The organism is Mesorhizobium sp. M2A.F.Ca.ET.042.01.1.1 (assembly GCF_003997405.1).
Lineage (GTDB): Bacteria > Pseudomonadota > Alphaproteobacteria > Rhizobiales > Rhizobiaceae > Mesorhizobium.
In genome coordinates this window covers 1-24,722 of the sequence record NZ_RZRX01000075.1, presented here as the reverse complement: position 1 = coordinate 24,722, position 24,722 = coordinate 1, and the positions used below count along the sequence as shown (strand labels likewise).

The following is a 24,722-nucleotide window of genomic DNA, read 5'->3' as shown; positions in this document are numbered from 1 at the left end:
CTCATATGCGGATAGAGCGCGTAGCTCTGGAAGACCATGGCTATGTCGCGCGACTTGGCAGGCATCTCGTCGACGACGCGCCCGCCGATGCGGATCTCACCAGTCGTATGCTCTTCGAGCCCCGCGATGATTCGCAGGAGCGTTGACTTGCCGCAGCCCGACGGACCGACCAGGACCACGAACTCGCCGCTGGCGATCTCGATGTTGACGTCGCGCAGAACTTCCACCGCGCCGAAGCTCTTGCCGAGCTGTTCTATCTCGATTGCGGACACCTATTCTTCTCCCGTACCGGCGCGGCTCATTTTCCTTGGGCCTGCCGCCATGCGCGGTATTCGGCCTCGCCCTCGGGGCTCAACGGGTAGTATTTGCGCAGGTCTCCTCCTTGCGCGAGCCGCGAGCGCGAAAACTCCTCCCACTCGATATGCGCGCCGGCGAGCTCGACCAGTCTGGGGGCAAGGGCGACCGGCACGACGACCACGCCATCGTCGTCGGCGACGATGATATCGCCCGGGATGACCAGCACGTTGGAGCAGGCGATCGGAACGTTGACGGCGAAGGGGACGATGTTGGTCTGGGCGTGGAAATTCGGGGTGACGCCCCTCACCCAGATGCCGATATCGAGCGCCGCCGCCTGGGCGGAATCGCGAATGCAGCCGTCGACAACGACGCCGGCGCCGCCCCGCCCGGCGAAATAGGTCAGCATCATCTCGCCGAAAATGCCGCTGCCCAGATCGCCGCGGGCATCGACCACCACCATGTCGCCGGGCTGGGTGGGATAAAGCACGTGGCGGTGCAGTTGCCGCTCAGGCTCCTCATACTCCGTCTCGTTGTACAGATCCTCGCGCTTCGGCATGCACTGGAGCGTGAGGGCCGGCCCTGCCGCCGTGCTGCCGGAACGCAAGGGACGCGGCCCGCGGATCTGCGGGTCGCGAATGCCCATCTTGTGGTAGAGCTCGCTGGCCAGCGTCGCCGAACCGATCGCCGCCAGCGCGTCGACCAGTTCTCGTGGCGGCCGGGAAATGTCCTGTATCGCCGGTATCTGGTCAGCTTCCATTCCGTTTCCTCCAATGCGCAGTGAGGTGCGAACCTCACCAATCGTCAGTCAGTTGCGTTCAACCGTCGTCGAAGCCGTTCGCCCTTCAGCCGCGAACCGCACCGGTCGTCAGGCCTTTGACCAGCAGCCCCTGGGCGAACCAAACGAACACCAAAGTCGGGATGACCATGAGCACGCCGGCGGCAGACATGGCGCCCCAGTCTATGCCGTACTGCGAGACGAAATTGGTGAGCCCAACGGGCAGTGTCTGCGCCGCCTTGCTCGAGGTCAGCGTTAGCGCGAGCAGCAGGTCGTTCCAGGTGAAGAGGAAGGTGATCACAGCGCTAGCGCCGATGCCCGGCGCAATCAGAGGCGCTACGATCTGGACCAGCGTGCGCACGGTGCCAGCGCCATCCGACTGGGCGGCCTCCTCGATCTCCTTCGGCACATCCTGGATGAAGCCCAGAAGCAGCCAGATGGCGACCGGCAGCTTGGCCGCGGTATGGCTGAGGATCAGCGCCCAGACGGTGTCGAGCAGGCCCATGGCGGCGAACACGGCGAAGAGCGGGATGGCAAGCGCGATGACCGGGATCATGCGCATGATCAAAAGCAGCCCGAAGATCAGCATGGCGCCCGGCATCCTGAAGCGCGACAGCGCATAGGCGCAGGGGATGGCCAGCAGATGGACGAGGACGACCGTCGCCACCGAGACGATGACGGTGTTCCAGACATAGCCCATCGTGTCGTACTGGGCGAAGACCGCGACATACTGCGTCAGCGTCGCGGTTTCGGGGATGATGTGCACCGGAACCGAGAAAATGTCGGCCGAGCTGCGGATCGAGGTCAGGAACAGCCATACCAGCGGAAAGACGGTGAGCGCGACGGTCACGACCAGCGCCAAATACTGACCGGCGATCGCCGCCGTGAACCGGCGGCGCCGGCGCTTTGGCATGGAACGTGCGCCGACGATGACGGCTTCGGTCATATCACCCTCCGTCTCGCGATGAGCCACGGCACTCCGTAGAGCAGGCCGAGCACGAACAGCGACATGCCCAGCGCGATGTAGGACACCGCGGCCGCATGTCCGAAATCCACCGCCTGAAACGCCAGCAGGTAGGAATAGACCGTGAGCAGGTTGGTGGCGCCGCCCGGCCCGCCCTGCGTCATCAGCCATACGACGTCGAAGGTGCGGAACGTGTCGATGATGCGCAGCATCAGCGCGATCATGATGACCGGACGCATCAGCGGCAGCACGATGTGCCAGAAGCGCTGCCATGGGGTGGCGCCGTCCACGGTGGCCGCCTCGAGCGGCTCCTGCGGCAGGGATTGCAGGCCGGCAAGGAACAGGAGCACCATCAACGGCGTGTTCTGCCAGACATCGGCGACGATCACCGAGACGAGCGCCCAGGCCGGATGGGTGAGCCACGGAATGTCAGGCAGGTTGAAGATGCGCAGCAGCGCGTCGACCAGCCCGTACTGGGTGTTGAACAGCCAGCGGAAGTTCAGACCGACGACGGCGGGCGCGATCATCGGCGGGACCAGGAGCAAGGTGCGCGCGAGACGCATTCCGCGCAGCTTGCCGTTGACGAGCACCGCGATCGCCATGCCGGCCACCACTTCGATCGTGATGGAAACGACGCTGAAGATGGTCTGGTTTCGCAGCGCCTGGTTGAACTGGCGGCCGAACAGCTCGTCGGTGTAGTTTCCCGTTCCGATGAATGGCGCCGATCCGCTCAGGTCCCAGCGGAAGAAGCTCATGATGAAGGAGTATCCGAGCGGATAGATGAGGATGGCCAGCATGACGAGAAGCGCCGGGCTGGCCAGCAGGTATCCTCTCTGCCAGGTGTAGGGCAGCGGCGAACGTCGCCGGCGCCCTGACACCCGCGTCTGCGCAACGGGCGCCATGCTCAATCGTAGGCCCCGGCCCGGCGCATGATGTCCTCCGCCTCGGTCGCCGCCTGGTTGAGCGAGTCGGCGGGCGAAGCCTGGTCGGACAGGGCTTGCTCGATGGCCGAGAACATCAAGGTGCAGACCTTCGAGAAGCCGGCAAGCTTGGGCCATTCCTTGCCGTTGGCGATCGTCGTCTCGAGCTGCTGCAGCCATGCCGCCTGCGGGCCCTTGGCCGCGGCGATCACTTCCTTGGCCAGGCTCTGGCTGCTCGGAAAGTTGGTGAACTGGTCGAACTGCAGCCGCTGGGCGTCCTTACTGACCGTGTATTTGATGAACTCGACGGCGGGTTCCTTTCGTCCGGACTGGCCATTCAGCGCCATGGCATGCGAGATGGCGCATGAGATCGCCGCCTTGTCCCGCACATAGGGCGCCGTCGACCATTTGCCGACGACGCGCGAGGTTTCCGGATTGGAAAGCGTGGCGAAGGCGCCCGGCCAATCGAAAGTGGCATAGACCGTGCCGGACGAGAATTCGGTCGAGTTCTCGTTCCATTGATAGCCGACGGCGTCGGGCGGCACGATTTTGTGCTTCTGGATCAGATCGCGATAGAAGGTGAGCGCCTTGATTCCGGCTTCGGAGTTGAAGGCCGGCTTATTGGCCTGGTCGACCCAGTCGCCGCCTGCCTGCCAGAGAAGATCACTGAAGGTGCGCTGGGCCGGATCGCCCTGCCCCGGCACGACAAGCCCATAATGACCGTTGCCGGTGAGTTTCAGCCCGACATCGACAAGTTCTTCCCAGGTTTCGGCCGGCTTGAGGCCTTTCTCCTGGTAGATGTCGCTGCGGTAATACTGAACGCGCGCATCCATGTTGCGCGGAATCGCCGCCAGATTTCCGGTCTTGGGATCGCGCAAATATTTGACCGCGACCGGATAGAAGTCCGCCAGCTCGGCGTCGCTAAAATAGCTGTTCAGCGGCGCGAAATGGTTGAAGTAAGAATCGATCTGCGCCGTATGGGTGCTGTAGACGTCGTACTGGCTCGACCGCGCCGCGCTCAACGTGACCACCTTCGCCGTCAAGGGCGTGAATTCCAGGAGGTCGTAGCGAACCTTGATGCCGGTCTTGGCGGTGAAATCCTGAACGATCTTCTCCCAGTATTTGGGATAGAGCGGGCCGCCGGTGATCAGCAATGCGGTGATCTCTTTGGCGTCTGCCCTGGCAACCCACGGCGCGGCAAGCGAGCCGGCTGTCACTGCCGCGCTCGCGGCAAGGAATTTACGTCTCGATAAGGTTCCGGACATCACAATCTCCTCCTGGTTTGACTGGCCGGTCCATCCAGGGACGGCCGACGACTTTCAGCCTCGGCAGCCAGCAGCGTGCTCCTCCCGCCGCTAAACTGCGTGGATTGGTTCCCGAACGACGCTTGCGAGCCTCCGGGCTATCGGCACTTGCGCTCCAACACGCCTCGCTGGGTTGCGCAGGCGTATCGATCGTGATCTCGGACGGCGGCAACGGGGCACGGCGGCTAGACGCCGCTCGATGCTCCCTTCCCGCAGGCCGTGTTATAGGCTAGTGAGCGTTTTTATGAGATAAGTTGACTGCATATCTAGCTATCAGCCTATAAGCTTATCAGACAAGTGGATGTTAGTGATGGATACCGTCGAGGTCAAGCTTCAAACTTTGCCCAAGCAGGTGGCTGGCGTGCTGGCGCGGCGCATCGCCGGCAGCGGTGTCGCCGGCGCCCAGGGGCCGTCGGAACAGCAGATCCTGCAGGAATTCGGAGTCTCGCGCGCGGTCGCGCGGGAGGCGCTGAAGATCCTGGCGTCGCTCGATATGATCGAGATCGCTCAAGGGCGGCGCGTGGTGCTGCGTCCAGCCGAGGAGTGGGACTATCTCAGCCCACTGCTCATCGACTGGCTGCCGCATGAGCAGATGCGCGAGATCCTGGCCGAAGCGCATGCGACCCGGATCATCATCGAACCGGCCATCGCCGCCATCGCGGCCAAGCACATGACCAAGGAGAATCTCGAACGCCTTGGCACTTTGCTGGCGGCGATGTCGGCCAGCGAAGACAATCCCGACGCCTATCTGAAGCTCGACCTCGATTTCCACATGGAGATTTGCCGGGCGGCGCAGAACAGGATCCTCGACCGTTTCATGTATTCGTCCCGGTGGTGGCAGATGGCGAGCAGGCGCATCAGCAACCAGATGCCTCATGCGCTGCCCTCCGCAACCGAAATGCACCGGGCGATCTACGAGGCGCTCGTGGCGCGCGACGAAAAGCGGGCCGAGGAAGCGATGCGCCGCCACCTCAAGAAAACCACCGCGGTCGGCCTGCCTCGGTGAAGGAGCGGCGCAGCCAGCATTTGCGCTGGCCGCGCCGCAGCGTGCCGGGAGGACACGTGAGCAATCCCGCAGAAGTGAACTAAGCTCTCTTTGCTTGTTGTTCCTGGCGCTGGCGTGCGCGGAAACCGAACATGTCGCCCTTGTCCTTGATTTCCGCCCAGATGGGCGCGGTGATCCTGTCGATGGCGGCGATGTCCGCGTCGGAAATCGTCCAGCCGGCGCTCTCGACATTTTCCTCTAGTTCCTTGACGGTGCGGGCGCCGACCAGCGGCGAGCTGACGCCTGGCCGGCTGGTGAGCCACTGTATCGCAAGCTGCGGAACCGTCTTGCCGTAGCGCGCCGCGATCGGCTTGAGCATGTCGACGGCGTTCACGGCCCGCTCATAGGTGCCCGGCTGGAACAGCACCGTCGTGCGCCGCTCGTCGCCCTCGACGAACTTGGTGTCCGTTGACAGCGTGCCGGTGAGCAGTCCTTGGGCGAGACCGCTGTATGGCATGACGCCGATATTGTGCTTGCGGCAATAGGGCAGCGTCTCGGCTTCAACCTCGCGCCACAGCATGTTGTAGGGCGGCTGCAGCACGTCGATCACGCCGTGCTGGCGGGCGCTGTCCATGTCGGCGATGCTGAAATTCGAGACGCCGACCGCCTTGATCCGCCCTGACGCGCGCAGCCGCTCCACTCCATGGTCGGCCCGATCGGAAAATCCGAATTCGGCCAGTGGACGAAATAGACGTCGACATATTCCGTCCGCATGCGCTTCAGCGAACCGTCGAGCGCCGCCTCGATCGCGGCGGGTTCGAGATGATTGGGCGCGACCTTGGTCGCGATCACGGCCTTGTCGCGGCGGCCGGCCAGCGCCTGTCCGACGACCTCCTCGGCATGGCCGTGTCCGTAAGCTTCGGCCGTGTCGATCAGCGTGATGCCGAGATCAAGCGCGCGTCTGATCACCCGGATCGACTCTTCGTCGTCAGCCGCGCCCCAAAACGCACCGGACATCCCCCAAGTCCCGAGGCCGATTTCCGATACCTTCACCGGCGACGATCCGAGCTGTCGCTGTTGCATCCTGTTCCTCCCGATTGACGACACGCATGAGCCATAGCTCTGCAGTCATCCAATTTATACGCTTATATACTCGTCTAACAAGTGTGAAGTTTGAATTTCGGGATTCTTGGCCGACACCTCTGAATTTCCCAAACAAAACAACGGGCAGCGGCACCTTCGAACGTCCGCCGATGCAAAATCCATCGAAGGGGGTTTACGGCACATTGGTCATTCTTGTATGCTTATTAGACAAGTTGGCCATGGGTAGAATTCTGCGCTTGTAAGCGTGGCGTCATCACGGGGAGAGGGATCCTATGAAGATCGTGGACATCAAAACGGCCGTCGTCGCCTATCACGGCAAGGCGACCCTGATCCGGATCGATACGGACGCCGGCATCTCCGGCTATGGCGAGGCCAATCCCGACGCAGGCGCGGCCGCGATCGTCGGTCTGATTTCGGAGCTGAAGTCGGAACTGATCGGCCAGGACCCGCGCAATGTCGAATATTGCTGGGACAAGATCCGCCGCGATCATGTCTTCTCCGGCGCGCAGGCCGGCATCTTTCTCATCGCCCTCACCGGGCTCGAAATGGCGCTGTGGGACGTGGCGGCAAAAGCCGCCGGCCAGCCGCTTTACCGTATGTTCGGGGGCAAGTTCCGCGACCGCATCAGGCTCTATGCCGATTGCGGCGACGGCGACGACGAATTGGGATCGCCGCAGGGATGCGCGGCTCGCGCCCGCCGCATGGTTGCGGAAGGTTTCACGGCGCTGAAATTCGACATCGATAATCTGCGCCACCCGGGCAAGTTCGATGCGGTGAACCACACCATCAACGGCGCCGAGCTGCGCTTCATGATCGAGCGCGTTGCGGCGGTGCGCGAAGCGGCCGGCCCCGACATCGATCTCTGCATCGACCTGCATGCGCGCTATGACGTGCTCAGCGCGAGCCGCATCGCCGCCGAGATGGAGCGCTTCAATCTTCTGTGGCTCGAAGAACCGATCCCCGCGGAAAATGTCGAGGCCCTGAAGCAGATCCGCATGCGGACCAAGACGCCCATCTGTGTCGGCGAAAATCTCTACCTGCGCTGGGGTTTTCGGGAGCTGTTCCAGAACTACGGCGCCGATGTCGTCATGCCCGACGTGCCGAAATGCGGCGGCCTTGCCGAAAGCCGCAAGATCGCGAACCTCGCCGAGATGTACTACGTGCCTTTCGCGCCGCATCTGGTGTCGACGCCGCTGGGCACGATGGCGACATGTCATGTCTGCGCCAGCGTTCCGAACTTCCTGGTGCTGGAATGGCACGCGCTGGAGGAACGCGACGCCTGGGACAGCTATGTCCGCTTGCCGAACGGCGCCAAGTCCATCGTCGAAGACGGCCACATCACGGTGCCTGATGTGCCCGGCATCGGCGTCGAGCTCAACATGGACGGTGTCCACAAACACGCCGTGCCCGGCTTCGGCATATTTGAATAGCGGACGACCGGCCGGCCGGGATTCGCTGCTCGATCAAACAAATTCGCTGGGAGGAAGCCATGGGCAAGCGGATCGTCTTCACCGGCGGCAGCGGCAAGATCGGCCGGCACGTCATACCTTATCTGCTGAAACGCGGGCATCAGGTTCTGAACCTCGACCTGACGCCACTGGATGTGCCCGGCGTCGATACCGTCATCACCAACCTTGCGGACGCGGGCGAAGCCTACAATGCGCTGACGCTGCATTTCGGCTTCAGCGAGTATTTCGGCGGCAAGGGCCGCGCCCCGGTCGACGCCGTCGTCCATTTCGCGGCGCTGCCGCGGATATTCCTGCGGCCGGACAACGCCATGTTCGCCGCCAATGTGCAGTCGACCTACAATGTGATCGAAGCCGCCATCAAGCTCGGCATCCGCAAGATCGTCACGGCCTCCAGCGAAACGGTCTACGGCATCTGCTTTGCCGAAGGCGAACGCGACTTCTCCTCGTTCCCGGTGGATGAGGAGCACGACGCCGATCCGACCGACAGCTACGGCCTTTCCAAATTGCTGGGCGAGAAGATCGCGCGGTCCTTCGCCTCCCGCACGGGAGCCGACATTTATGCGCTGCGGATTGGCGGCGTCGTGGAGCCGAAGGACTATGGCCGCTTTCCGGAATTCCTGGCCGATCCCTCGAAGCGGCGGCGCGACGCATGGACCTATATGGACGCGCGCGATCTTGGCCAGATCGTCGACCTGTGCGTCGAGAAGGACGGCTTGGGGTTCCAGATATTCAACGCCGTCAACGACAACATTGTCGCTGAAATGCCGACGGCGGAGTTTCTCAAGAAGCATGCGCCCGACATACCGGTCACCCGCGCCATGGACACGTTCGAGGGACCGATCTCAAACCGGAAGCTGCGCGACGTCCTCGGATTCCGGCAAGAGCACGACTGGCGGACACAATGAGCTGATCCTTGCGGGTCAGCTCAATGCCTGTCGCTCAAAGTCGAGCGGCGACAAGGTCAGTCGAAGAAGCCCGCATCCTCTTCCTTGAGATATTTTCTCGCCGCCTCGGCGTCGATATCGAGGCCGAGCCCCGGCGCCTCCAGCAAGTCCACCATGCTGTCACTCACGATCTGTTGAGGCAGGCCGATCACTAAGTCCTCCCACCAAGGGTCGGAGGCGCTCGGATATTCGAAGGCGATGTAGTTGGCGGGCAAGGTGGCGCAGACATTGATCAGCGCGCCCAGGCCGAGCAGGCCGTTGGCGGTGCCGTGCGGCGCCATCAGGATCGAGTGCATATAGGCGTGCTCGGCGACCCATTTGAGCTCGGCGATGCCGCCTATATCGGCAGGATCGGGGCCGATGACCCGCACCGCCTGCGTCTCGATCAGCTCCTTGAAATTGTGCCGCAGGTAGATCTGTTCGCCGGTATGGATTGGCGTCGAGGTGGAGGTGGTCAGCTCGCGATAGGCCTGCGGATTGACCCAGGGCACATAGTCGCCGGTGAGCATGTCCTCGAGCCACATCAGATTGTACTTCTCGACGGCGCGGGCGAACCTGATCGCATCGGGCAGCATCCAGCCCGGCCCGCAGTCGAGCGCCAGGCTGACCTTGTCGCCCAGCACTTCCTTCATCGCCGCCACGCAGTCGAGCATGTGATTGAAACCGCGTTCGCTGATCATGCCTTGATCCATGGCGCCGTGGTAGCCGGCCTTCTTCTGCGTCACGCCGTAATGAAAACCCTCGATGGAGTCCTTCATGTTGGAGTGGAACGAGATGCCCTGCTTGACCATGAAGAAGTTCTGGGGCTGCTCCATCATCCATTTGACGTCGGCGGCATAATCCTCCGGTCGGTCGCCCGTGCGCTTGCGACGGATCGAGCCGTTGTAGACGCGCACCTTGTCACGCACCTTGCCGCCAAGCAGCTTGTAAACCGGCACGCCCGCGGCCTTTCCGGCAATGTCCCACAGCGCGTGCTCGATTGCGCTCACCGCCGCGCCATAGGGCTTGAACGAACCGCGCTGGCGGATCTTCAGCATCACGCGCTCGACATCGGTGGGATCCTCGCCGATCAGCGCCTCGCGGAAATGCAGCACGAAGGGTTTCAGGTAGGTCTTTGTGTATTCGACCTCGCCCAGACCATAGAGGCCCTCGTCGGTGACGACGCGGACGATGGGGTGCTTGCCGATGACGGCGCAGCGCAGGTCGGCGATCTTCATGGCGCAGTCCTATTTCACAGACGAGAAAGCTGTCGGCGCGAGTAGCTGGCTGCTGATATTGGCAACGATCTGCCCGTCGCGCTCAGACTCGTCCCGGGCCCTGTGCCATACCGGATCGGTGACGAAAGCCGTCCATTTCGCCTCACGCTCGGCCAGCGATTCCCAGGCGAGGAAATAGGTGAGGCGATTGTTGTTTTCGCCGATCAGCGTGGTGAAAAACCCGGCTTGGCGGATGCCATGCCTCTCCCATATGGCCAGCGTTTGCTCGGAAAAGCGCTTGAGCAAAGCCGGCAGCCTGCCCGGCAGGCAGTCATAGATACGCAATTCGTAGATCATGGTTTCGTCCGTTTCTTTCTCCGCCTCTCACTTGGGAGAGGTCGACACGAATGGTCGGTCGGTGGCACTGCTAGCCTGGGGAATGACAGCGGGGATCCGGGCTAACTCCAGGTCCGGTCCCAGCTATACTCATTGTCCCAATGCTCTGTGGATTGCCATATCCCCGTGACACCGGGCTGCAGATGCCGGCTGATCACCTCGTCGACCACATCGTCTATGCCCAGCCCCGGCTTGTCGGGCACGGTGATGAAGCCGTCCTTGACGAGCGGCTTGGGGAGGCCCGTGACGATGTCATCCCACCAGTCGACATCGGCGGAGTGGTATTCGAGCGCCATGAAGTTTTCGGTCGCGGTCGCGACATGCGCCGCGGCCATCGCCGCGATCGGGCTTTCGGCCATGTGGATCGCCATGGCGACGCCGTGATCCTGCGCCATGTCGCCGATCTTCTTGGTCTCTAGGATGCCGCCGCTGGTGAGCAGGTCCGGGTGGATTATGGAGAGGCCGCCGCTCTTCAGCAGCGGCTCGAATCCCTCCTTGAGATAGATGTCCTCGCCGGTGCAGATCGGCACCGACGTCGCCTGCTGCAATTGCCGGTACTGTTCGGTGTACTGCCAGGGGATCACGTCCTCGAGCCAGGCGGGGACATATTTCTCGATACGGCGCGACAGGCGGATGCCGTCCTGCAGTGAGATGTGGCCGACATGGTCGATGGCCAAGGGAATCTCGTAGCCGATGACCTCGCGGACCTCGTGGATATATTGCTCCAGCAGGTCTATGCCCTTCTCGGTGAAATGCAGGCCCGTGAACGGGTGCTGCACGTTCTGCGCATCGTAGGCGAGATTGCGGGCCTTGCGCTCCTCGAGCGTGCCGCCGCGGCCGCGCGGGTTGGCGCGGAACCCTTCGAGCGCGCCGGCGGGCGCCGTCACGGCGCCCGGAATATGGGCGATCTGCATCAGGCCCAGATCCATCTTGAGGAAGGTGAAGCCGCGCTCCATGCGCGCCTTGAGGCGCTTGCCGGTCTCGGTGCCGCTCGGCTTCTCGGCGTCCGTATCGCAATAGACGCGCACCTGGTCGCGAAACTTGCCGCCGAGCATCTGATAGATCGGCACGCCATAGGCCTTGCCGGCGAGATCCCAGAGCGCGATCTCGACCGCCGAGACGCCGCCGCCCTGCCGCCCATGACCGCCGAACTGCTTGATGCGGCGGAACAGGCGGTCGACATCGCAGGGGTTCTCGCCAAGCAGCCGGCTTTTCAGCATCAGCGCAAAGGTGGCGCTGGCGCCGTCGCGCACCTCGCCGAGCCCGACGATGCCCTGGTTGGTGTAGATCTTGAGCAGCGCCGAAGTGAAGGGCGCGCCGACGATCTCGGCCACCCGCATGTCGGTGATGCGCAGCTCGGACGGCCTGGAATTGGTGTTGATGCAATTGAGAGCCTCGTCGGCTCCATCCGTCGTTGGCATGATTTGTCCTCGTTCCGCTGGGAGTGGCCCCGCCCGCCGGGCCTGCTTAAGCAGCGCTAGCCCAGTTCGATTTCGTGGGCCTGCAGATAGTTGCGGTTCATCTCGACACCGAGACCCGGCTTTGACGTCAGCTTGAGGTTGCCGTTCGACACGTCGAGCGGCTTGTCGATGAGGTGATCGTATTTGGAGAGGTCCCACTCCGAGGTTTCGAGCTTGTAGAAGTTGGGAACGGTCATCATCACCTGCGCTCCCGCGACCACGTTGATCGGACCCGCGGCGTCATGCGGCGAGACCGGGATGTAATAGGCCTCGCAAAGGGCGGAAATCTTCTTGAGCTCGGTGATGCCGCCGGTCCAGGTGACGTCGGGCATGATGTAGTCGGCGAGCTTGTTCTCTAGCACCGGCACGAAATCCCATTTCGTGTGGCCGCGCTCGCCCCAGGAGATGGGGGCGCTGACCTTGTCGCGCACCTGCTTAAGCGCGTTGAGGCTTTCGGGCGGGCATGGCTCCTCGAACCAGTCGATCTGGCCGGCCTCCTCGAGGCTGCGGCAGAGGCGGATGGCGGTGGGAACGTCAAAACGGCCATGCGCATCGATGAGGATGTCGACATCGGGCCCCGCCGTCTCGCGGATGAGCGCCGTGAGCTCGGCAGCTTCGCGCTCGTCCTTGCGGGTCATGCTGCCGTCGAGATAGCCGTCACGCCTTTCGCGGGCCACGCCATCGACGCTGGGACCCTGGTGCGGGAACGGATCGAATTTGAGCCCGGTATGGCCGGATTCCACGATGTCGCGAATTTCGCGGACCACCGCTTCCTTGCTGGTGAATTTGGCCTGGTTGGGATGGGTGTAGAGCGCGATTTCATCGCGCACCGGCCCGCCCAGCAGCTCGTAAATCGGCTTGCCGAGAACTTTGCCGCGGATGTCCCAGAGCGCGATGTCGACGGCGCTCACGCATTCCACGGCGGCGCCGCGGCTGCCCATATAGGTGAAGCTGCGGAAGACCTTGTGCCACAGATGCTCGATGCGCGCCGGATCCTCGCCTGCCACGGCAAGCCCGATCTGGCGCAGGATCGTGCACAGCGCGCGGTTGGCGAGCTTCGTCGTGGTGGTGATCTCGCCCCAGCCGCTGATCCCCTCGTCGGTAGTCACTTCGACGAACAAATACTCTCCCCAGTAGGAAGCCTCGGACTTGACCAGCCATGGCCGAATGCTCGTGATTCTCATCTGGACTATCCTCCCTGAAATGGCCAGGCTGACGATGTTGCAGGCCCGCTACCCTGCCCGGGCGGCGCTGCGTGCGCGCATGTGTTCGAGGACATGCCGGCCGGAGCCCTCGACATGGCGAGCGATGAGTTCGGCCGCCTTGTCGGCCTCGCCCGATTTTACGAGCGCGATGAGCTCGCGGTGCTCGCGGATGATCGCGGCGCGGCGGGCAAGCGTGAAATTGAAACGCCGGCTGACCGCCCGCAGCACCTCGCGGTGCTTCCACCAGAGCTCGGCGGCATGGCGATTGTAGTGCCGCTGGTACATCACGGTGTGGAAGGCGGTATCCAGCTCGCTATGCCTGAACGTGTCGGCGAAGTTGTTCTCTTCGATCAGGCCCTGGAGGCGTTCTAGCTCGGCGATGTCCTCCTCGGTCGCCATTCCCACAAACCAGCGCGTCAGGGCGGGCTCGATGAGAACGCCGATCTCGTAGATATCTCGGACGAAGTCCTGATCTATGGGCCGGACGCGCGCGCCCCGGTTGGGAACGAAGGTGACGAAGCCCTCGCCGCGCAACAGTTGCAGCGCCTCGCGCACGGGATTGGTCGAGGTGCCGTGGCGGCGAGCGAGATCGGTGACCACGAGCCGCTCGTTGGCAGCCAGCCGTCCCTCGATGATGTCCTCCCTTATCTGCTCGTAAAGCGAGGCGCCCTCGCTCGATGCCCCGAGAGCGTCAATCCCCTCGGGTGGCTCTGCTTTGAAATCACTCGTTTCCGCCATCGCCGTCCCCCTAGTCCAATACACGATCTGACCGATATCACGCACATCTTCGACAAACAATGTACGATTTGTTGCGTTGACAGGTATTCTGCGATCTGAAAACGTATGAAGTGATCGAAGGGATACATTAGGGCGGAGAAATATCCCGGCGATCGAGACGACCAAGCACCGCTTGCCTAGGCGCAGAGCGGCGTAGGACAACCTGGGAGGAGACCTATGAGGAGGATCACAGTCGGCGGTGCCGCCCTGCGCGGCGCTGTCTCCACTGCTTTGACAATATCGCTGATGTCGGCTTCGGCGCTTGCCGCGCCGCCGGTCGACCTGAGCAAGTGGTCGCCGGAATATGTGCGCTCGATTGCCGGCACGCAGGATTTCGACACGGCCGGCGATTGCGCCAAGGTCACCCCGCTCGACTACAAGGGGCGACTGACTTTCTGGTATCAGGGCGTGTTCGAGGGCGACCCCGACCTCCTGCGCCAATACTACAAGGATTTCTTCGCAACCTTCCGCAAGACCTACCCGAACATCCAGCTCGAGGAACAGGCCCTCACCTATAACGACCTGCTCGACAAGTTCCGCACCGCGCTCCTCGGCAACGCGGCGCCGATGGCGGTCCGCCTGCAAATCCTGGGTGGAACCGAGTTCGCCTCGAAGGGCTATCTGCAGCCGCTGAAACCCGAGGACGTCGGCTATTCGACCGAGGATTTCTGGCCCGGCGCCATGAAAGCCGTGACCTGGGACGGCGTGACCTACGGCATTCCGACCAACAACGAGACGATGGCGTTCATCTGGAACGCCGACATCTTCAAGCGCGCGGGTCTCGATCCGAACAAGCCACCGGCAACCTGGGACGACGTCGTCAAATACTCGAAGCAGATCCACGACAAGCTCGGCATCGCCGGCTACGGCCTCGTGGCGCGCAAGAATGCCGGCAACACGCCCTACCGCTTCATGCCGCAGCTATGGGCCTATGGCGGCGGCGTGTTCGACGAAGCGGCACCCAACCCAACCTACAAGGAAGTCCTGCTCAACAGCCCGCAGAGCAAGGCGGCGCTGCAGGCTTCCTACGACATGTATGTCCGCGACAAGTCGGTTCCGGTTTCGGCGCTCACCAACCAGCAGGCCGACAACCAGCCGCTGTTCCTGGCCGGCCAGCTCGGCATGATGATCTCGCATCCGTCCGACTACAACGTCATGCTCGACCTGCAGAAGAAGGCGACGGGCACCGACAAGGACAAGGCGCAGACCGTCATCGACAATATGCGCTACGGGCTCATTCCGACCGGTCCCGACGGCAAGCGCGCCGTCGTCTTCGGCGGCTCGAACATCCACATCCTGAAGCCCGAATATGTCGAGGGCGGCAAGGTGGACGAGCCGGCGGCGAAGGCCATCATCTGCATGTGGACAAGCCCCGAATGGTCGCTGAAGATGGCCTATGCCGGCTCGAACCCCGGCAACCTCAACGGCTTCAAGACCAAATGGATGAAGGAGCGTCTGGACAGCATCAAGTTCCTCGATGTCACGACGTCGATGCTGCCATACGGCATTCCTTTCCCGGCCCTGCCGCAATCGCCCGAGATCATGAACATCATCGTCCCGGACATGCTGCAGAATGCCCTGACCGGAGCGATGACCGTCGACCAGGCGGCGGACGACGCGGCCAAGAAGGTGAAAGACCTGATGGGCGGCGGACTCTAGCACCAGCCTGACCTGCGATCTCACCGGCTGCGCCGACAGCGCAGCCGGTTCGTTCCGATGAACAAGGGCACGCCAAAGTGACGATCGTGAGCGGCAAGGCCGAGGCTCGCCGAAGACTGCAATCCGCCAGGTCCGATGTGCTCCGCAAGATGTGGGAGCATCGCGCCGATTATGCCTACGTGCTTCCGGCGATTGCCGTGATGCTCATCGTCATCGCCTATCCGATCTATTACACGATCGAATTGTCCTTCTTCAACACGCCGCCCGGCCTGCAGCTTCGCGACAAGATCTTCGTCGGTTTCAACAACTACACGGCCATCCTGACCAGCGGGGTGTTCTGGCAGGTCACCTTCAACACCCTGATCTGGACAGTCGCATCCACTTTCTTTTCCTTCGTGCTCGGCTTTGCCGCCGCGCTGGCGCTGCATCGCGACTTTGCCGGTCGCGGCGTCCTGCGCGCCATTCTCATCATTCCCTGGGTCATCAGCGCCGTCGCCGCCTCCTATATCTGGAAGTGGATCTACCATTCGGATTTCGGCATCATCGGCGCGATACTGGTCGAGCTCGGATGGGCCGAGCGACCGCCGAATTTCATCGACAGCGTCTCAACGGTGCTGCCCTCGCTGATCGTCGTCAACATCTGGCGCGAATTCCCTTTCGCCATGATCATGATGACGGCCGGTCTGCAGACCGTGCCCGAGCAGTTGCTGCGCGCCGCCAAAGTCGACGGCGCCAACGCATGGCAACGCTTCTGGCACGTCACCTTCCCGCATTTGCGCAACGTGTCGACGGTGACGATCCTGCTGCTCGCGGTCGCCAACTTCAACTCCTTCATCATCCCCTGGATCATGACCGGCGGCGGGCCATCGAACGCGTCGCATATCTGGATCACCCACATCTATGAGCTCGCCTTCGGCCGCCAGCGCTGGGGCGTGGCATCGGCCTATTCGGTGCTTCTGTTCATCATCCTGATGACGCTCGGCTACTTCTATGTCCGCGCGCTGAGCGGCAACGAGCGGAAGGACGGCAGCGCATGAGCACGGTTTCCGAGACAATCTCACGGGGCCGGTCCGTCCGCCGCGTGCGGATCGACGGATGGCGATGGGGCGGGCGCGCCTTTCTGCTGTTCATGCTGCTTTACACCGCCTTGCCGATGATCTGGATGCTGCTCACCTCGATCAAGTCCGGCTTCGCGGCGATGCAGTTTCCTCCGCAATGGTGGCCTGACCAACCTACACTCGACAGCTACCAGAAACTGCTCGATCCGCAGAACAGCGTCGGCCAGGATTTCCTCCGCTTCTTCTGGAACAGTCTCATCGTCTCGACCGCCACGACCATCCTTTCGGTGATCGTGGCGGTTCCGGCGGCCTATGCGTTCTCGCGCTTCACCTTCCCGGGCCGCAACTTCCTGTTCTTCGCCGTCCTGCTTCGCAACATGTTCCCGGCGGTGATCTTCCTGGTGCCGCTCTTCATCCTGATGCGCGCGATCGGACTGGTGAACACACATGGGTCGCTTGTGCTGACCTACCTCACCTTCGGACTGCCGCTGGCGATCTGGCTCTTGAAGGGGTTTTACGACAACATCCCGGTGCAGCTCGAGCAGGCGGCGCGCATCGACGGCGCAACGCGGTTCCAGGCGTTCATGCTGATCGTGATGCCGCTCTCGACGCCGGGCATCATCGCCACCGCGATCTATTCCTTCATCGGCGCGTGGAACGAATACATCTACGCCTACACCTTCCTCTCCAAGAACGAACAGCTGACGCTGCCGGTCGGCATCCAGCGCTTCTTCTCGGAGAACACGACGGACTTTCCTGGCCTGATGGCGGCCAGCTTCATGATGAGCGTGCCCGTCGTGGTGCTGTTCCTCCTCCTGCAACGATATTTCGTGCGCGCCCTGACGGAGGGCGCGGTCAAGCACTAGGGAGTTTCGGATGGCCCATGTGGTCCTCAAAGATCTCGTCAAGACCTATGGCAGCTTCAAAGCCGTCAACGACGTTTCGCTGACAATCAATGACGGCGAGTTCGTTGCGCTGGTCGGGCCTTCCGGCTGCGGCAAGACGACCACGCTCAACCTTGTCGCGGGCCTGACCTCCGTCACATCGGGCGACATCGTCATCGGCGACCGAGTGGTCAACGACCTCGATCCCAAGGACCGGGACATCGCCATGGTGTTCCAGAACTACGCGCTCTATCCGCAAAAGTCGGTCTATATGAACCTCGCCTTCCCGCTGCAGATGCGCAAGCTGCCCAAGGACGAGATCGACAGGAAGGTCAGGGAAGCAGCGCGGGTGCTCGACATGACGCAGCTGCTCGAACGCAAGCCGAGGGAGCTTTCGGGCGGGCAGCAGCAGCGCGTGGCGCTCGGCCGCGCCCTCGTGCGCGATCCGGCGGTGTTCCTGATGGACGAGCCGCTCTCCAATCTGGACGCCAAGCTGCGTGTGCAGATGCGATCCGAGATCAAGCGGTTCCACCAGGACCTCAAGGCGACGATCATCTATGTGACGCACGACCAGCTCGAGGCCGTGACCATGGCTGACAGGATGGCGGTGATGAATGGCGGCTATCTGCAGCAATATGATTCGCCGGCGCAGGTTTTCGCCCATCCCGCCAACATGTTCGTCGCGAGCTTCGTCGGCAGCCCGGCGATGAGCCTTATCCCGCTGGAGGCGTCGACGGCAAATGGCGGCGCCGTTCTGACGAGCGCGGAAGGCTGGAGTCTTGAGCTGTCGCAACGCAATGCGCGCAAGGTCCAGAAAGCGACCACCAGAAAGGTCGTGCTCGGCGCGCGGCATTCGACGATCAAGCTGCACAAGAGCGCGGTCCCGGGCGCCATTCCGGCTAAAGCCTATACGGTGGAGCCGACCGGAGACGTCACCTTCGTGCAGGCGTTCCTCTCCGGCGCCATCGTCAATATCAGCGTGTCCCCCAACGTCGCCGTCGCACCCGACGAGCAAATCTGGCTCGAGTTCGACCAGGAGCGCATGCACCTGTTCGACAGCGAAACGGAAATGGCGCTCGAGGCCAGTTGAGACGGCGAACGCATGAGACATGAGGGGGAATGACGACGAAGATGAAGATCACCGCGATCAAGCCCTACCCGGTGTGGGTCGGGACCCGTAACCAGATGCTCGTCAAGGTCGAGACCAACCAGGGCATCTTCGGCTGGGGCGAGAGCGGCCTGAGCGGTCGCGAGAAGGCCGTGGCCGGAGCGGTCGAGCACTATCGCGAATTTCTCATCGGCCGCGACGCCATGCAGATCGGCCGGATCTGGCAGGAACTCTATCGCAGCCAGTATTTCGAAGGCGGGCGGGTCCTGCAGGCGGCGATCTCCGCCATCGACATCGCGCTTCACGACATCAAGGGCAAGGCGCTGGGCGTGCCGGTCCACGAGCTGCTCGGCGGCAAGCAGCGCGACCGCATTCCCACCTTCGCCTCGACCGGAGACGAGGCCGAGGGCGACGCCGCCATCGAACGAGCGCGCGAACTCCGTGCCGAAGGATGGCAGGCGATCCGCTTCTTCCCAACCGGGCAAAGCAGCAGGGACATTTTCGAGCCGCGCGAGTCGATCGGTACCACCGCGAGCATGCTGAACAAGGCGCGCGAGGCGCTGGGTGAGGGCGTGGTGCTCGGCATCGACTATCATCATCGGCTGTCGGTGGCCGAAGCGGCGAGCTTCTGCAACAAGCTCGGCCGCGGCGTGCTCGATTTTCTCGAGGAGCCGATCCGCGACGAGACGCCGGAGGCCTATGAGAGCCTGCGCAGGATGACCGACATCCCCTTCGCTATCGGCGAGGAGTTTGCCAGCAAGTGGCAGTTCCTGCCCTATATCGAACGCGGCATCCACCAATTCAACCGGCTCGATGTGTGCAATGTCGGCGGTCTCACCGAGGCGATGAAGGTCGCCGGCTGGAGCGAGGCGCATTATGTCGACCTGATGCCGCACAATCCGCTTGGCCCGGTGTGCACGGCCGCGACCATCCATCTGGGCGCCGCGGTGCCCAACTTCGCCTGGCTCGAAACCAGGGTGCCCGAAAGGAAGCTGGGCTTCGACAATTCCGAGTTCTTTCCGGTGCAACCGCGGCTTGACGGCACCCATTACCCGGTCGGCGACCTGCCGGGGCTGGGCGTCGAGGTCAACGAGGCGGCGATCCAGGCGCAGAGCTTTCGCTTCTGGGAAGCGCCGCATCTCAAGCGCCACGACGGTTCCGTCACCAACTGGTAATTCCATCTCACCCGGAGTTCGACAATGACGCATACACCCGACATCAAGCGGCCGCCCAAGGATCTGATCGAAGCGCTGAAGGAGATCGGCGCCGCGACAGTTGCCGGCACGCTCGGCCATATGGGCTTCCGCAGTCCGCACATGGTCGGCCCGGTGGCGCAGAACCACGGCAAGTCGATCGTCGGGCCGGCGCTCACGCTGCAGTTCCTGCCGCAGCGGCCGGACCTCTTCAACGAAGGCGAATATGCCGATCCGGAAACGCAGTTGCACCGGCATGTGCTCTACCACGCGCAGGAGGGCGACGTGGTCGTGGTCGACGCGCGCGGCGACATGAGATCGGGCGTCTTCGGCGACATGATGTCAACCTATTTCAAGGGCCGGGGCGGCGCGGGCATCGTCGTCGACGGATGCATGCGCGACCGGCCCAATGTCGAAAAGCTCGACCTGCCGCTGTGGCTGCGCGGCTGGACGCCCAACTATCATGTCCAGACCAGCATCTATCCCAATGCCGTCAACGTTCCGATCGCCTGCGGCGGCGTCACCGTCATCCCCGGCGACATCATCGTCGCCGACGATGACGGCGCCGTGGTGGTTCCCGTCTCGATGGCGCCCATGGTGATCGAGGAGGCGCAGAAGCATCATGACTGGGAAGAGTTTTCCCGAGAGAAGCTCATGCAGGGCGCGCCCTTGCAGCGCTATTATCCGCTGCACGACGATGCCCGCGGTGAGTATGAGGCGTGGCGCAAAACGAGGCGTTAGGAAAGCTCAACGAGGGCGGAGCGCTGGTGCAGGGATGTGGCCGCGCTTGGGGCCAGGTCATCTTCCAGGATCTGTTCAAGAAGGTGCAGTGATCGGTCCGCGACCGTGTGATCGACGCCGTGAAATGGTCGCGCGCGCTAACGTCTTGTAACCCATTGGACCAACAGGGTGGATTGGGCATCCATTCCATCCGACATTGGCCACAGCATTGAAATAATGCCTACGAAGGAAACCGGCCGGCCACAGCGCGGCCGCCTACCCAGACGGTTGCGATGTTCGTCCTGGACGCAGTGTAGACGATCTTCTGCAGGATGGCTTCGCCGCGGTCGAGATCTTCCTGTAGCCTTATCGTGCCGCCCACGGCTTCGGTGTCGATGACGAAGGCATCGAAATGGTAGCCTGCCGCGAACTGCCCGACCGGCAGGTCGAGCGCGGTCCCGCCCGCGGCGGTTGCGAGGTGGAAGGCGTCGCGGAAATCGATCCGCGCGGCCCTCCGGCTGCTCCGCCTTTCCGGCGGCACGTCGGGGTCGGTGCCGGCCTCCAGCATGCGCGATGCCATGACCGCGCCGCGCATTGCGTCGAAGAGCGAGGCGCTCGGCCCGCCCGAAATGTCGGTTCCGAGCCCGACATTGAGCCCCTTCTCCAGCGCTGCCTTCAGCGGAAAGACCGCATTGGCGAAGTAGGCGTTTGAGAGCGGGCAGTGGGCGACCGCCGAACGGCGCACCCGGATCGTGTCCATGTCGTCCGGCGTGATGAAGTTGGCATGGGCGAGCACGCTCAATCGGCCAAGCAGCCCGAACCGATCGAGGGCGGCGGTGTCGGTCACCCCGTACCGCTCCAGCACGTAGCCATGCTCCCAGTCGCTCTCCGAGCAATGCGTCTGCACATGGGAGCCGCAGCTCTTCGCGAGCGCTCCCAACTCGACGAGCGAGGCATCCGTGCAGGAGGGGATGAAGCGCGGTGTCACCACCGGACTGACCAGGCCGTGCCCGTTGTCCGGATGCGCGCGGACATAGTCGATCAGCTCGGCCGCGCCGTCGACCGCCGCTTGCGAGGAGGCGTCGCGATAGTAGTCGGGGCACTGGTCGGCGTTGTCCATGACCACCTTGCCGACCAGGGCGCGCTGGCCGCGCTCGAGGCAGGCATCGACGAGGATGCGGGTCGCGTCGCGGTGGATGGTGGCGAAATAGAGCGCGGTCGTCGTGCCGTTGGCGAGCAGGTCTTTGACCAGCAGGCCGTAATTGCGCCGGGCAAACGCGACGTCGGCGTAACGCGCCTCGAGCGGAAACGTGTACTTGTGCAGCCAGACCTCCAGCGGCACGTCAAGGGCCTGGCCGAGCTGCGGGTATTGCGGCGCGTGCACGTGCAGGTCGACAAGCCCGGGCAGCAGATAGTGGCCCTTCGGCAGCCGGACGAGCGTCCCTGCCCTGGCCGCCGCGCCGACGGCGGCCTCATAGGCTTCGTCGCCCGGCCTCAGCACGGAGGCGATGACGCCGTCCTCGCGAACCGCGATCAGCGCGTCGCGAAGCTCGTCTATGCTGCCGCGCTCCGGCGCGTGGAAGCCGGAGGCGAGCAATGTCTTGCCCTTCAGGTCGGTCATGTTGCCTTCGCGCGGCCAGGCTGCCGCTCAGGCGGCCATGGCCGTGGTGCCGTAGACGATGCCCTTTTGCTTCAGCCAGCGGCGGTAGGCCACCGAGGAGGCATCCGCGCGGGTGGGGATTTCGGCGCGAGGCTCGAGCGGCAGAAGCCGCGGCCGCTGGTTCTCCAAAATGATCCGGTCCTGCAGGAAGATGAGCTGCTGGAACTGGACGAGCGCTGCCGTCGTCGAGACGTCATCGATCAGGAACATCACCGGATGAGCCCGGCAGCGGTCCGGCTCGACCGGCTGGACGAACAGGCAGATGACGTCCCAGCGGTTCGCCGAGTTCGGGCATGTCTTGTAGAGCATGACCGCGAAGGGATTGGCGACACGGTACATGTACTGCGTCATGATGCCTCCGGTCGCGGACAGCGCGGCCTGCGGCTGGAAGAACTCGCAATTGGTCGCCCAGACCTCGTCGACGTCGCGACGGATCTCGGTCGTGTAGTGCCGCACTTCCGTGTGCGGCTCGGCGCCGAGGATGTCGGTGTGGACGAAGGGGAAATGCGCCATGTCGAGGAAGTTCTCGACGATCCTGAGCCCCGAGGCCCTGACCGAGACCGGACCGCAGATCACCCAGCGCCGGTCGTCCTCTTGCGTCTCCGGGATCGGCAGGACGTCGCGTTCGGGCGCGCCGAGCGTCACCCACAAATAGCCGTAGCGTTCGCGTATCGGCAAAGCCTCGCTGTCGCCCGTGCGCGTGACGGTAACCTTGCCGCCGGCATCGCGGCTGACGCTGAGATCGACGCCCAGCAACCTGTTGCGCATTGCGCCGACCGAAATGTCGTCCAGCGCCTCTATGCAGTACCACTGGTCGAGAGCAGCCTTCTCGGCTTGCATGGCCATGCCCGTCTCCTCTACTGGCTGTATATCCTGTTCATCACCGCGCGGTGGTCGGCAAGGGCCTTCTCGACGTCGAAGGACCGGAACGCGCCCTTGCCGATGATTTCCCTGCCGTTGATATAGGAATAATCGACACGGAAGGGCCCGCAAAGCACGAGCGCCGCAAGCGGGTCGCGTTCGGTGCCGGACAGGCCGAGCTGGTCGCGCCTCACCGCGATGAAGTCGGCGCTCATACCCGGCGCCAGATGGCCGATGTCGCCGCGGCCGAGCAGCGCCGCCCCGCCGCGCGTCGCCATCTCCAGCGCCTCGCGCGCCGAAAGCGCGGTCGGGGTGCCGCCGAAACCGCCGCGCCCGCCCGGCTTCTCGGAAAGGTAGTGGTGCGGCGCGACGCGCTGCAGCATCAGCGCGAGCCGCGCCTCCATGAACAGGTTGGACGTGTCGTTGGAGGCAGAACCGTCGACGCCGAGGCCGACCTTGACGCCCTTGTCCAGCATCTCGCGGATTTTGGCGATGCCCTGTCCGCAACGCATGTTGGCCGACGGGCAATGCGCGACGCCCGTGCCGGTCTCGGCGAAGCGGTCTATCTCCCCGCTCGTCATGAAGATCGAGTGGGCGAACCAGACGTCCTCGCCGAGCCAGCCCACGGATTCGGCGAATTCGACCGGCCGCATGCCATAGATCTCGTGGCAGTACTTCTCCTCGAACAGCTCTTCCGCCAGATGCGAGTGGAGGTTCACGCCGGGATGCTGCCGCGCCAGCGCGGCCGCGTCGCGCATCAGCTCCGGCGTCACCGAGAAGGGTGAGCAGGGCGCGAGCACGATGCGGCCCATCGAGTGGCGCGACGCGTCGTGATAGGTGTGGATCAGGCGCTCCGCATCCTTGAGGATGGCGTCTTCCTTCTCCACGCAGCGGTCCGGCGGCAGTCCGCCCTGGCTCTCGCCGCGCGACATCGCTCCGCGGGCAGCATGGAAGCGCAGGCCGATCTCGCGCGCCGCCTCGATCGTCGAATCCAGCGTGCAGTTGTTGGGCAGGATGTAGAGGTGGTCCGAGCTGGTCGTGCAGCCGGAGTGGATGAGCTCGGCCATGGCGACCCGCGCGGAGACGCCGATCGCCTCGTCGTCGAGCTCGGCCCAGATCGGATAGAGCGTCTTCAGCCAGACCAGCAGCTCGTCGTCCTGCACCATGACGCGCGTCAGGTTCTGGTACATGTGGTGATGGGTGTTCACCATGCCCGGCATGACGACATGGCCGGAGAGGTCGAGCACCGCATCGGCCTCAAGTCCTGCGAGTTCGGCCGTCGTGCCGACCTTGTCGACCACATTGTCGCGGACGAACAGCGCGCCGCCCGAAATCTCGCGGCGCGCGTCGTCGAACGTCGCGAGATGATCGATGTTCTTGACCAGAAGCGTCGTCATCGGCCGCCCATCAGCGTACATCGCGGTAGAACGGCTCGCCGAGAGCGGCCGGCGCGGCCATCAGGCGGCGCACTTTCTGCCAGGCGAGCACCGGCACGATCATCAGCGCGATGGTGCCGAGATAGGGCAGCATCGACAGGAACGGCGCGGCCACCGGCCAGTTGCGCGCCTGACCGACGAAGCCGATCGACGTGATGAGGCCGAACAGCAGCGCCGTGAGCACGGCGTTGACCGGCCGGTAACCGGCGAAGATGACGAGCGAGACCGCGATCCACCCGCGCCCCGCGACCATGCCGTCCGACCAGGCCGGCACGAAGGCGAGCGTCAGGTAGGCGCCCGCGCCGCCGCACAGCGCCGCACCCGCGGTCACGTAGGCGAAGCGGATC

22 protein-coding genes and 3 pseudogenes are annotated in these 24,722 nt (G+C 63.5%); 10 read left to right on the top strand and 15 right to left on the bottom strand.

The window, feature by feature from the left end; genetic code table 11:
- The 5 genes from EOA23_RS13860 to EOA23_RS13840 all read right to left on the bottom strand — a co-directional run.
- Positions 1-272: ATP-binding cassette domain-containing protein (locus EOA23_RS13860; protein ID WP_145966426.1), on the bottom strand; the 272-nt coding region annotated here is incomplete at its 3' end.
- Between the two features lie 26 nt (positions 273-298).
- Positions 299-1,054, bottom strand: a complete 756-nt coding sequence (locus tag EOA23_RS13855) for a ribonuclease activity regulator RraA (RefSeq protein ID WP_126062412.1) — start codon at positions 1,052-1,054, stop codon at positions 299-301.
- A gap of 85 nt (positions 1,055-1,139) precedes the next feature.
- Positions 1,140-2,018, bottom strand: a complete 879-nt coding sequence (locus tag EOA23_RS13850; protein ID WP_050070734.1) for a carbohydrate ABC transporter permease — start codon at positions 2,016-2,018, stop codon at positions 1,140-1,142.
- On the bottom strand, positions 2,015-2,938 hold the full coding sequence (locus EOA23_RS13845; RefSeq protein ID WP_189341602.1) for a sugar ABC transporter permease: 924 nt from the start codon (positions 2,936-2,938) through the stop codon (positions 2,015-2,017). The genes EOA23_RS13850 and EOA23_RS13845 overlap by 4 nt, the downstream gene beginning before the upstream one ends.
- 2 nt (positions 2,939-2,940) lie before the next feature.
- Positions 2,941-4,221, bottom strand: a complete 1,281-nt coding sequence (locus EOA23_RS13840; protein WP_127304534.1) for a sugar ABC transporter substrate-binding protein — start codon at positions 4,219-4,221, stop codon at positions 2,941-2,943.
- A 349-nt stretch (positions 4,222-4,570) separates the two neighbouring features.
- Here EOA23_RS13840 and EOA23_RS13835 point away from each other — a divergent pair, with 349 nt between their 5' ends.
- Positions 4,571-5,266: an FCD domain-containing protein gene (locus EOA23_RS13835; RefSeq protein ID WP_042638970.1), complete on the top strand. Its 696-nt coding sequence runs from the start codon at positions 4,571-4,573 to the stop codon at positions 5,264-5,266.
- Between the two features lie 79 nt (positions 5,267-5,345).
- On the opposite strand, the pseudogene EOA23_RS13830 reads toward EOA23_RS13835, so the two are convergent.
- Positions 5,346-6,262 (bottom strand): annotated as a pseudogene (locus EOA23_RS13830) (aldo/keto reductase).
- A 359-nt stretch (positions 6,263-6,621) separates the two neighbouring features.
- Here EOA23_RS13830 and EOA23_RS13820 point away from each other — a divergent pair.
- Both EOA23_RS13820 and EOA23_RS13815 read left to right on the top strand, forming a co-directional pair.
- Positions 6,622-7,779 carry a mandelate racemase/muconate lactonizing enzyme family protein gene (locus EOA23_RS13820; RefSeq protein ID WP_127304531.1) on the top strand — a complete coding sequence of 386 codons (1,158 nt, stop codon included), beginning with the start codon at positions 6,622-6,624 and terminating at the stop codon, positions 7,777-7,779.
- A 59-nt stretch (positions 7,780-7,838) separates the two neighbouring features.
- Complete coding sequence (locus tag EOA23_RS13815; RefSeq protein WP_127304530.1) at positions 7,839-8,723, top strand: NAD(P)-dependent oxidoreductase; 885 nt, start codon at positions 7,839-7,841, stop codon at positions 8,721-8,723.
- Positions 8,724-8,779: 56 nt separating this feature from the next.
- On the opposite strand, the gene EOA23_RS13810 is transcribed toward EOA23_RS13815, so the two are convergent.
- The 5 genes from EOA23_RS13810 to EOA23_RS13790 form a co-directional block, all read right to left on the bottom strand.
- Complete coding sequence (locus EOA23_RS13810) at positions 8,780-9,979, bottom strand: mandelate racemase/muconate lactonizing enzyme family protein (RefSeq protein ID WP_127304529.1); 1,200 nt, start codon at positions 9,977-9,979, stop codon at positions 8,780-8,782.
- Positions 9,980-9,988: 9 nt separating this feature from the next.
- Entirely contained in the window at positions 9,989-10,315 is a 327-nt protein-coding gene (locus tag EOA23_RS13805) for an NIPSNAP family protein (RefSeq protein ID WP_127304528.1), read from the bottom strand.
- Between the two features lie 101 nt (positions 10,316-10,416).
- Complete coding sequence (locus EOA23_RS13800) at positions 10,417-11,775, bottom strand: mandelate racemase/muconate lactonizing enzyme family protein (protein WP_127304527.1); 1,359 nt, start codon at positions 11,773-11,775, stop codon at positions 10,417-10,419.
- Positions 11,776-11,831: 56 nt separating this feature from the next.
- Entirely contained in the window at positions 11,832-12,998 is a 1,167-nt protein-coding gene (locus tag EOA23_RS13795; protein WP_127304526.1) for a mandelate racemase/muconate lactonizing enzyme family protein, read from the bottom strand.
- A 48-nt stretch (positions 12,999-13,046) separates the two neighbouring features.
- A complete protein-coding gene (locus EOA23_RS13790; protein ID WP_042638774.1) occupies positions 13,047-13,757 on the bottom strand; it encodes a GntR family transcriptional regulator in 711 nt (236 codons plus the stop codon).
- A gap of 216 nt (positions 13,758-13,973) precedes the next feature.
- On the opposite strand from EOA23_RS13790, the gene EOA23_RS13785 reads away from it, so the two are divergent.
- The 7 genes and pseudogenes from EOA23_RS13785 to EOA23_RS36455 form a co-directional block, all read left to right on the top strand.
- On the top strand, positions 13,974-15,455 hold the full coding sequence (locus EOA23_RS13785) for a sugar ABC transporter substrate-binding protein (protein ID WP_127304525.1): 1,482 nt from the start codon (positions 13,974-13,976) through the stop codon (positions 15,453-15,455).
- 77 nt (positions 15,456-15,532) lie between these two features.
- Positions 15,533-16,492 carry a sugar ABC transporter permease gene (locus EOA23_RS13780; RefSeq protein WP_126062424.1) on the top strand — a complete coding sequence of 320 codons (960 nt, stop codon included), beginning with the start codon at positions 15,533-15,535 and terminating at the stop codon, positions 16,490-16,492.
- Complete coding sequence (locus EOA23_RS13775; RefSeq protein WP_126062425.1) at positions 16,489-17,379, top strand: carbohydrate ABC transporter permease; 891 nt, start codon at positions 16,489-16,491, stop codon at positions 17,377-17,379. The genes EOA23_RS13780 and EOA23_RS13775 overlap by 4 nt, the downstream gene beginning before the upstream one ends.
- Before the next feature lie 10 nt (positions 17,380-17,389).
- Positions 17,390-18,487 carry an ABC transporter ATP-binding protein gene (locus tag EOA23_RS13770; RefSeq protein ID WP_127304524.1) on the top strand — a complete coding sequence of 366 codons (1,098 nt, stop codon included), beginning with the start codon at positions 17,390-17,392 and terminating at the stop codon, positions 18,485-18,487.
- A gap of 29 nt (positions 18,488-18,516) precedes the next feature.
- Positions 18,517-19,680: a mandelate racemase/muconate lactonizing enzyme family protein gene (locus tag EOA23_RS13765; RefSeq protein ID WP_127304523.1), complete on the top strand. Its 1,164-nt coding sequence runs from the start codon at positions 18,517-18,519 to the stop codon at positions 19,678-19,680.
- Between the two features lie 24 nt (positions 19,681-19,704).
- Positions 19,705-20,439 carry a ribonuclease activity regulator RraA gene (locus tag EOA23_RS13760; RefSeq protein ID WP_127304522.1) on the top strand — a complete coding sequence of 245 codons (735 nt, stop codon included), beginning with the start codon at positions 19,705-19,707 and terminating at the stop codon, positions 20,437-20,439.
- Positions 20,436-20,531 (top strand): annotated as a pseudogene (locus EOA23_RS36455) (NADP oxidoreductase coenzyme); the annotation flags it as partial. The gene EOA23_RS13760 and the pseudogene EOA23_RS36455, both read left to right, overlap by 4 nt.
- Positions 20,532-20,659: 128 nt before the next feature.
- On the opposite strand, the gene guaD reads toward EOA23_RS36455, so the two are convergent.
- From guaD to EOA23_RS13735, 4 genes and pseudogenes are all read right to left on the bottom strand, one after another.
- Positions 20,660-22,039, bottom strand: a complete 1,380-nt coding sequence (gene guaD, locus EOA23_RS13750; RefSeq protein WP_127304521.1) for a guanine deaminase — start codon at positions 22,037-22,039, stop codon at positions 20,660-20,662.
- A 27-nt stretch (positions 22,040-22,066) separates the two neighbouring features.
- Positions 22,067-22,918 carry an aromatic ring-hydroxylating dioxygenase subunit alpha gene (locus EOA23_RS13745; protein WP_127304536.1) on the bottom strand — a complete coding sequence of 284 codons (852 nt, stop codon included), beginning with the start codon at positions 22,916-22,918 and terminating at the stop codon, positions 22,067-22,069.
- A gap of 17 nt (positions 22,919-22,935) precedes the next feature.
- Positions 22,936-24,336, bottom strand: coding sequence for an 8-oxoguanine deaminase (locus tag EOA23_RS13740; RefSeq protein ID WP_127304520.1), 1,401 nt, complete (start codon positions 24,334-24,336; stop codon positions 22,936-22,938).
- A 10-nt stretch (positions 24,337-24,346) separates the two neighbouring features.
- Positions 24,347-24,722: pseudogene (locus EOA23_RS13735) on the bottom strand (ABC transporter permease); the annotation flags it as partial.

Excerpts from the sequence above, each read along its gene's own strand:
- EOA23_RS13855 (WP_126062412.1), bottom strand. The coding sequence starts at position 1,054 with ATGGAAGCTGACCAGATACCGGCGATACAGGACATTTCCCGGCCGCCA.
- EOA23_RS13850 (WP_050070734.1), bottom strand. The coding sequence starts at position 2,018 with ATGACCGAAGCCGTCATCGTCGGCGCACGTTCCATGCCAAAGCGCCGG.
- EOA23_RS13845 (WP_189341602.1), bottom strand. The coding sequence starts at position 2,938 with ATGGCGCCCGTTGCGCAGACGCGGGTGTCAGGGCGCCGGCGACGTTCG.
- EOA23_RS13840 (WP_127304534.1), bottom strand. The coding sequence starts at position 4,221 with ATGTCCGGAACCTTATCGAGACGTAAATTCCTTGCCGCGAGCGCGGCA.
- EOA23_RS13835 (WP_042638970.1), top strand. The coding sequence starts at position 4,571 with ATGGATACCGTCGAGGTCAAGCTTCAAACTTTGCCCAAGCAGGTGGCT.
- EOA23_RS13820 (WP_127304531.1), top strand. The coding sequence starts at position 6,622 with ATGAAGATCGTGGACATCAAAACGGCCGTCGTCGCCTATCACGGCAAG.
- EOA23_RS13815 (WP_127304530.1), top strand. The coding sequence starts at position 7,839 with ATGGGCAAGCGGATCGTCTTCACCGGCGGCAGCGGCAAGATCGGCCGG.
- EOA23_RS13810 (WP_127304529.1), bottom strand. The coding sequence starts at position 9,979 with ATGAAGATCGCCGACCTGCGCTGCGCCGTCATCGGCAAGCACCCCATC.
- EOA23_RS13805 (WP_127304528.1), bottom strand. The coding sequence starts at position 10,315 with ATGATCTACGAATTGCGTATCTATGACTGCCTGCCGGGCAGGCTGCCG.
- EOA23_RS13800 (WP_127304527.1), bottom strand. The coding sequence starts at position 11,775 with ATGCCAACGACGGATGGAGCCGACGAGGCTCTCAATTGCATCAACACC.
- EOA23_RS13795 (WP_127304526.1), bottom strand. The coding sequence starts at position 12,998 with ATGAGAATCACGAGCATTCGGCCATGGCTGGTCAAGTCCGAGGCTTCC.
- EOA23_RS13790 (WP_042638774.1), bottom strand. The coding sequence starts at position 13,757 with ATGGCGGAAACGAGTGATTTCAAAGCAGAGCCACCCGAGGGGATTGAC.
- EOA23_RS13785 (WP_127304525.1), top strand. The coding sequence starts at position 13,974 with ATGAGGAGGATCACAGTCGGCGGTGCCGCCCTGCGCGGCGCTGTCTCC.
- EOA23_RS13775 (WP_126062425.1), top strand. The coding sequence starts at position 16,489 with ATGAGCACGGTTTCCGAGACAATCTCACGGGGCCGGTCCGTCCGCCGC.
- EOA23_RS13770 (WP_127304524.1), top strand. The coding sequence starts at position 17,390 with ATGGCCCATGTGGTCCTCAAAGATCTCGTCAAGACCTATGGCAGCTTC.
- EOA23_RS13765 (WP_127304523.1), top strand. The coding sequence starts at position 18,517 with ATGACGACGAAGATGAAGATCACCGCGATCAAGCCCTACCCGGTGTGG.
- EOA23_RS13760 (WP_127304522.1), top strand. The coding sequence starts at position 19,705 with ATGACGCATACACCCGACATCAAGCGGCCGCCCAAGGATCTGATCGAA.
- guaD (WP_127304521.1), bottom strand. The coding sequence starts at position 22,039 with ATGACCGACCTGAAGGGCAAGACATTGCTCGCCTCCGGCTTCCACGCG.
- EOA23_RS13745 (WP_127304536.1), bottom strand. The coding sequence starts at position 22,918 with ATGCAAGCCGAGAAGGCTGCTCTCGACCAGTGGTACTGCATAGAGGCG.
- EOA23_RS13740 (WP_127304520.1), bottom strand. The coding sequence starts at position 24,336 with ATGACGACGCTTCTGGTCAAGAACATCGATCATCTCGCGACGTTCGAC.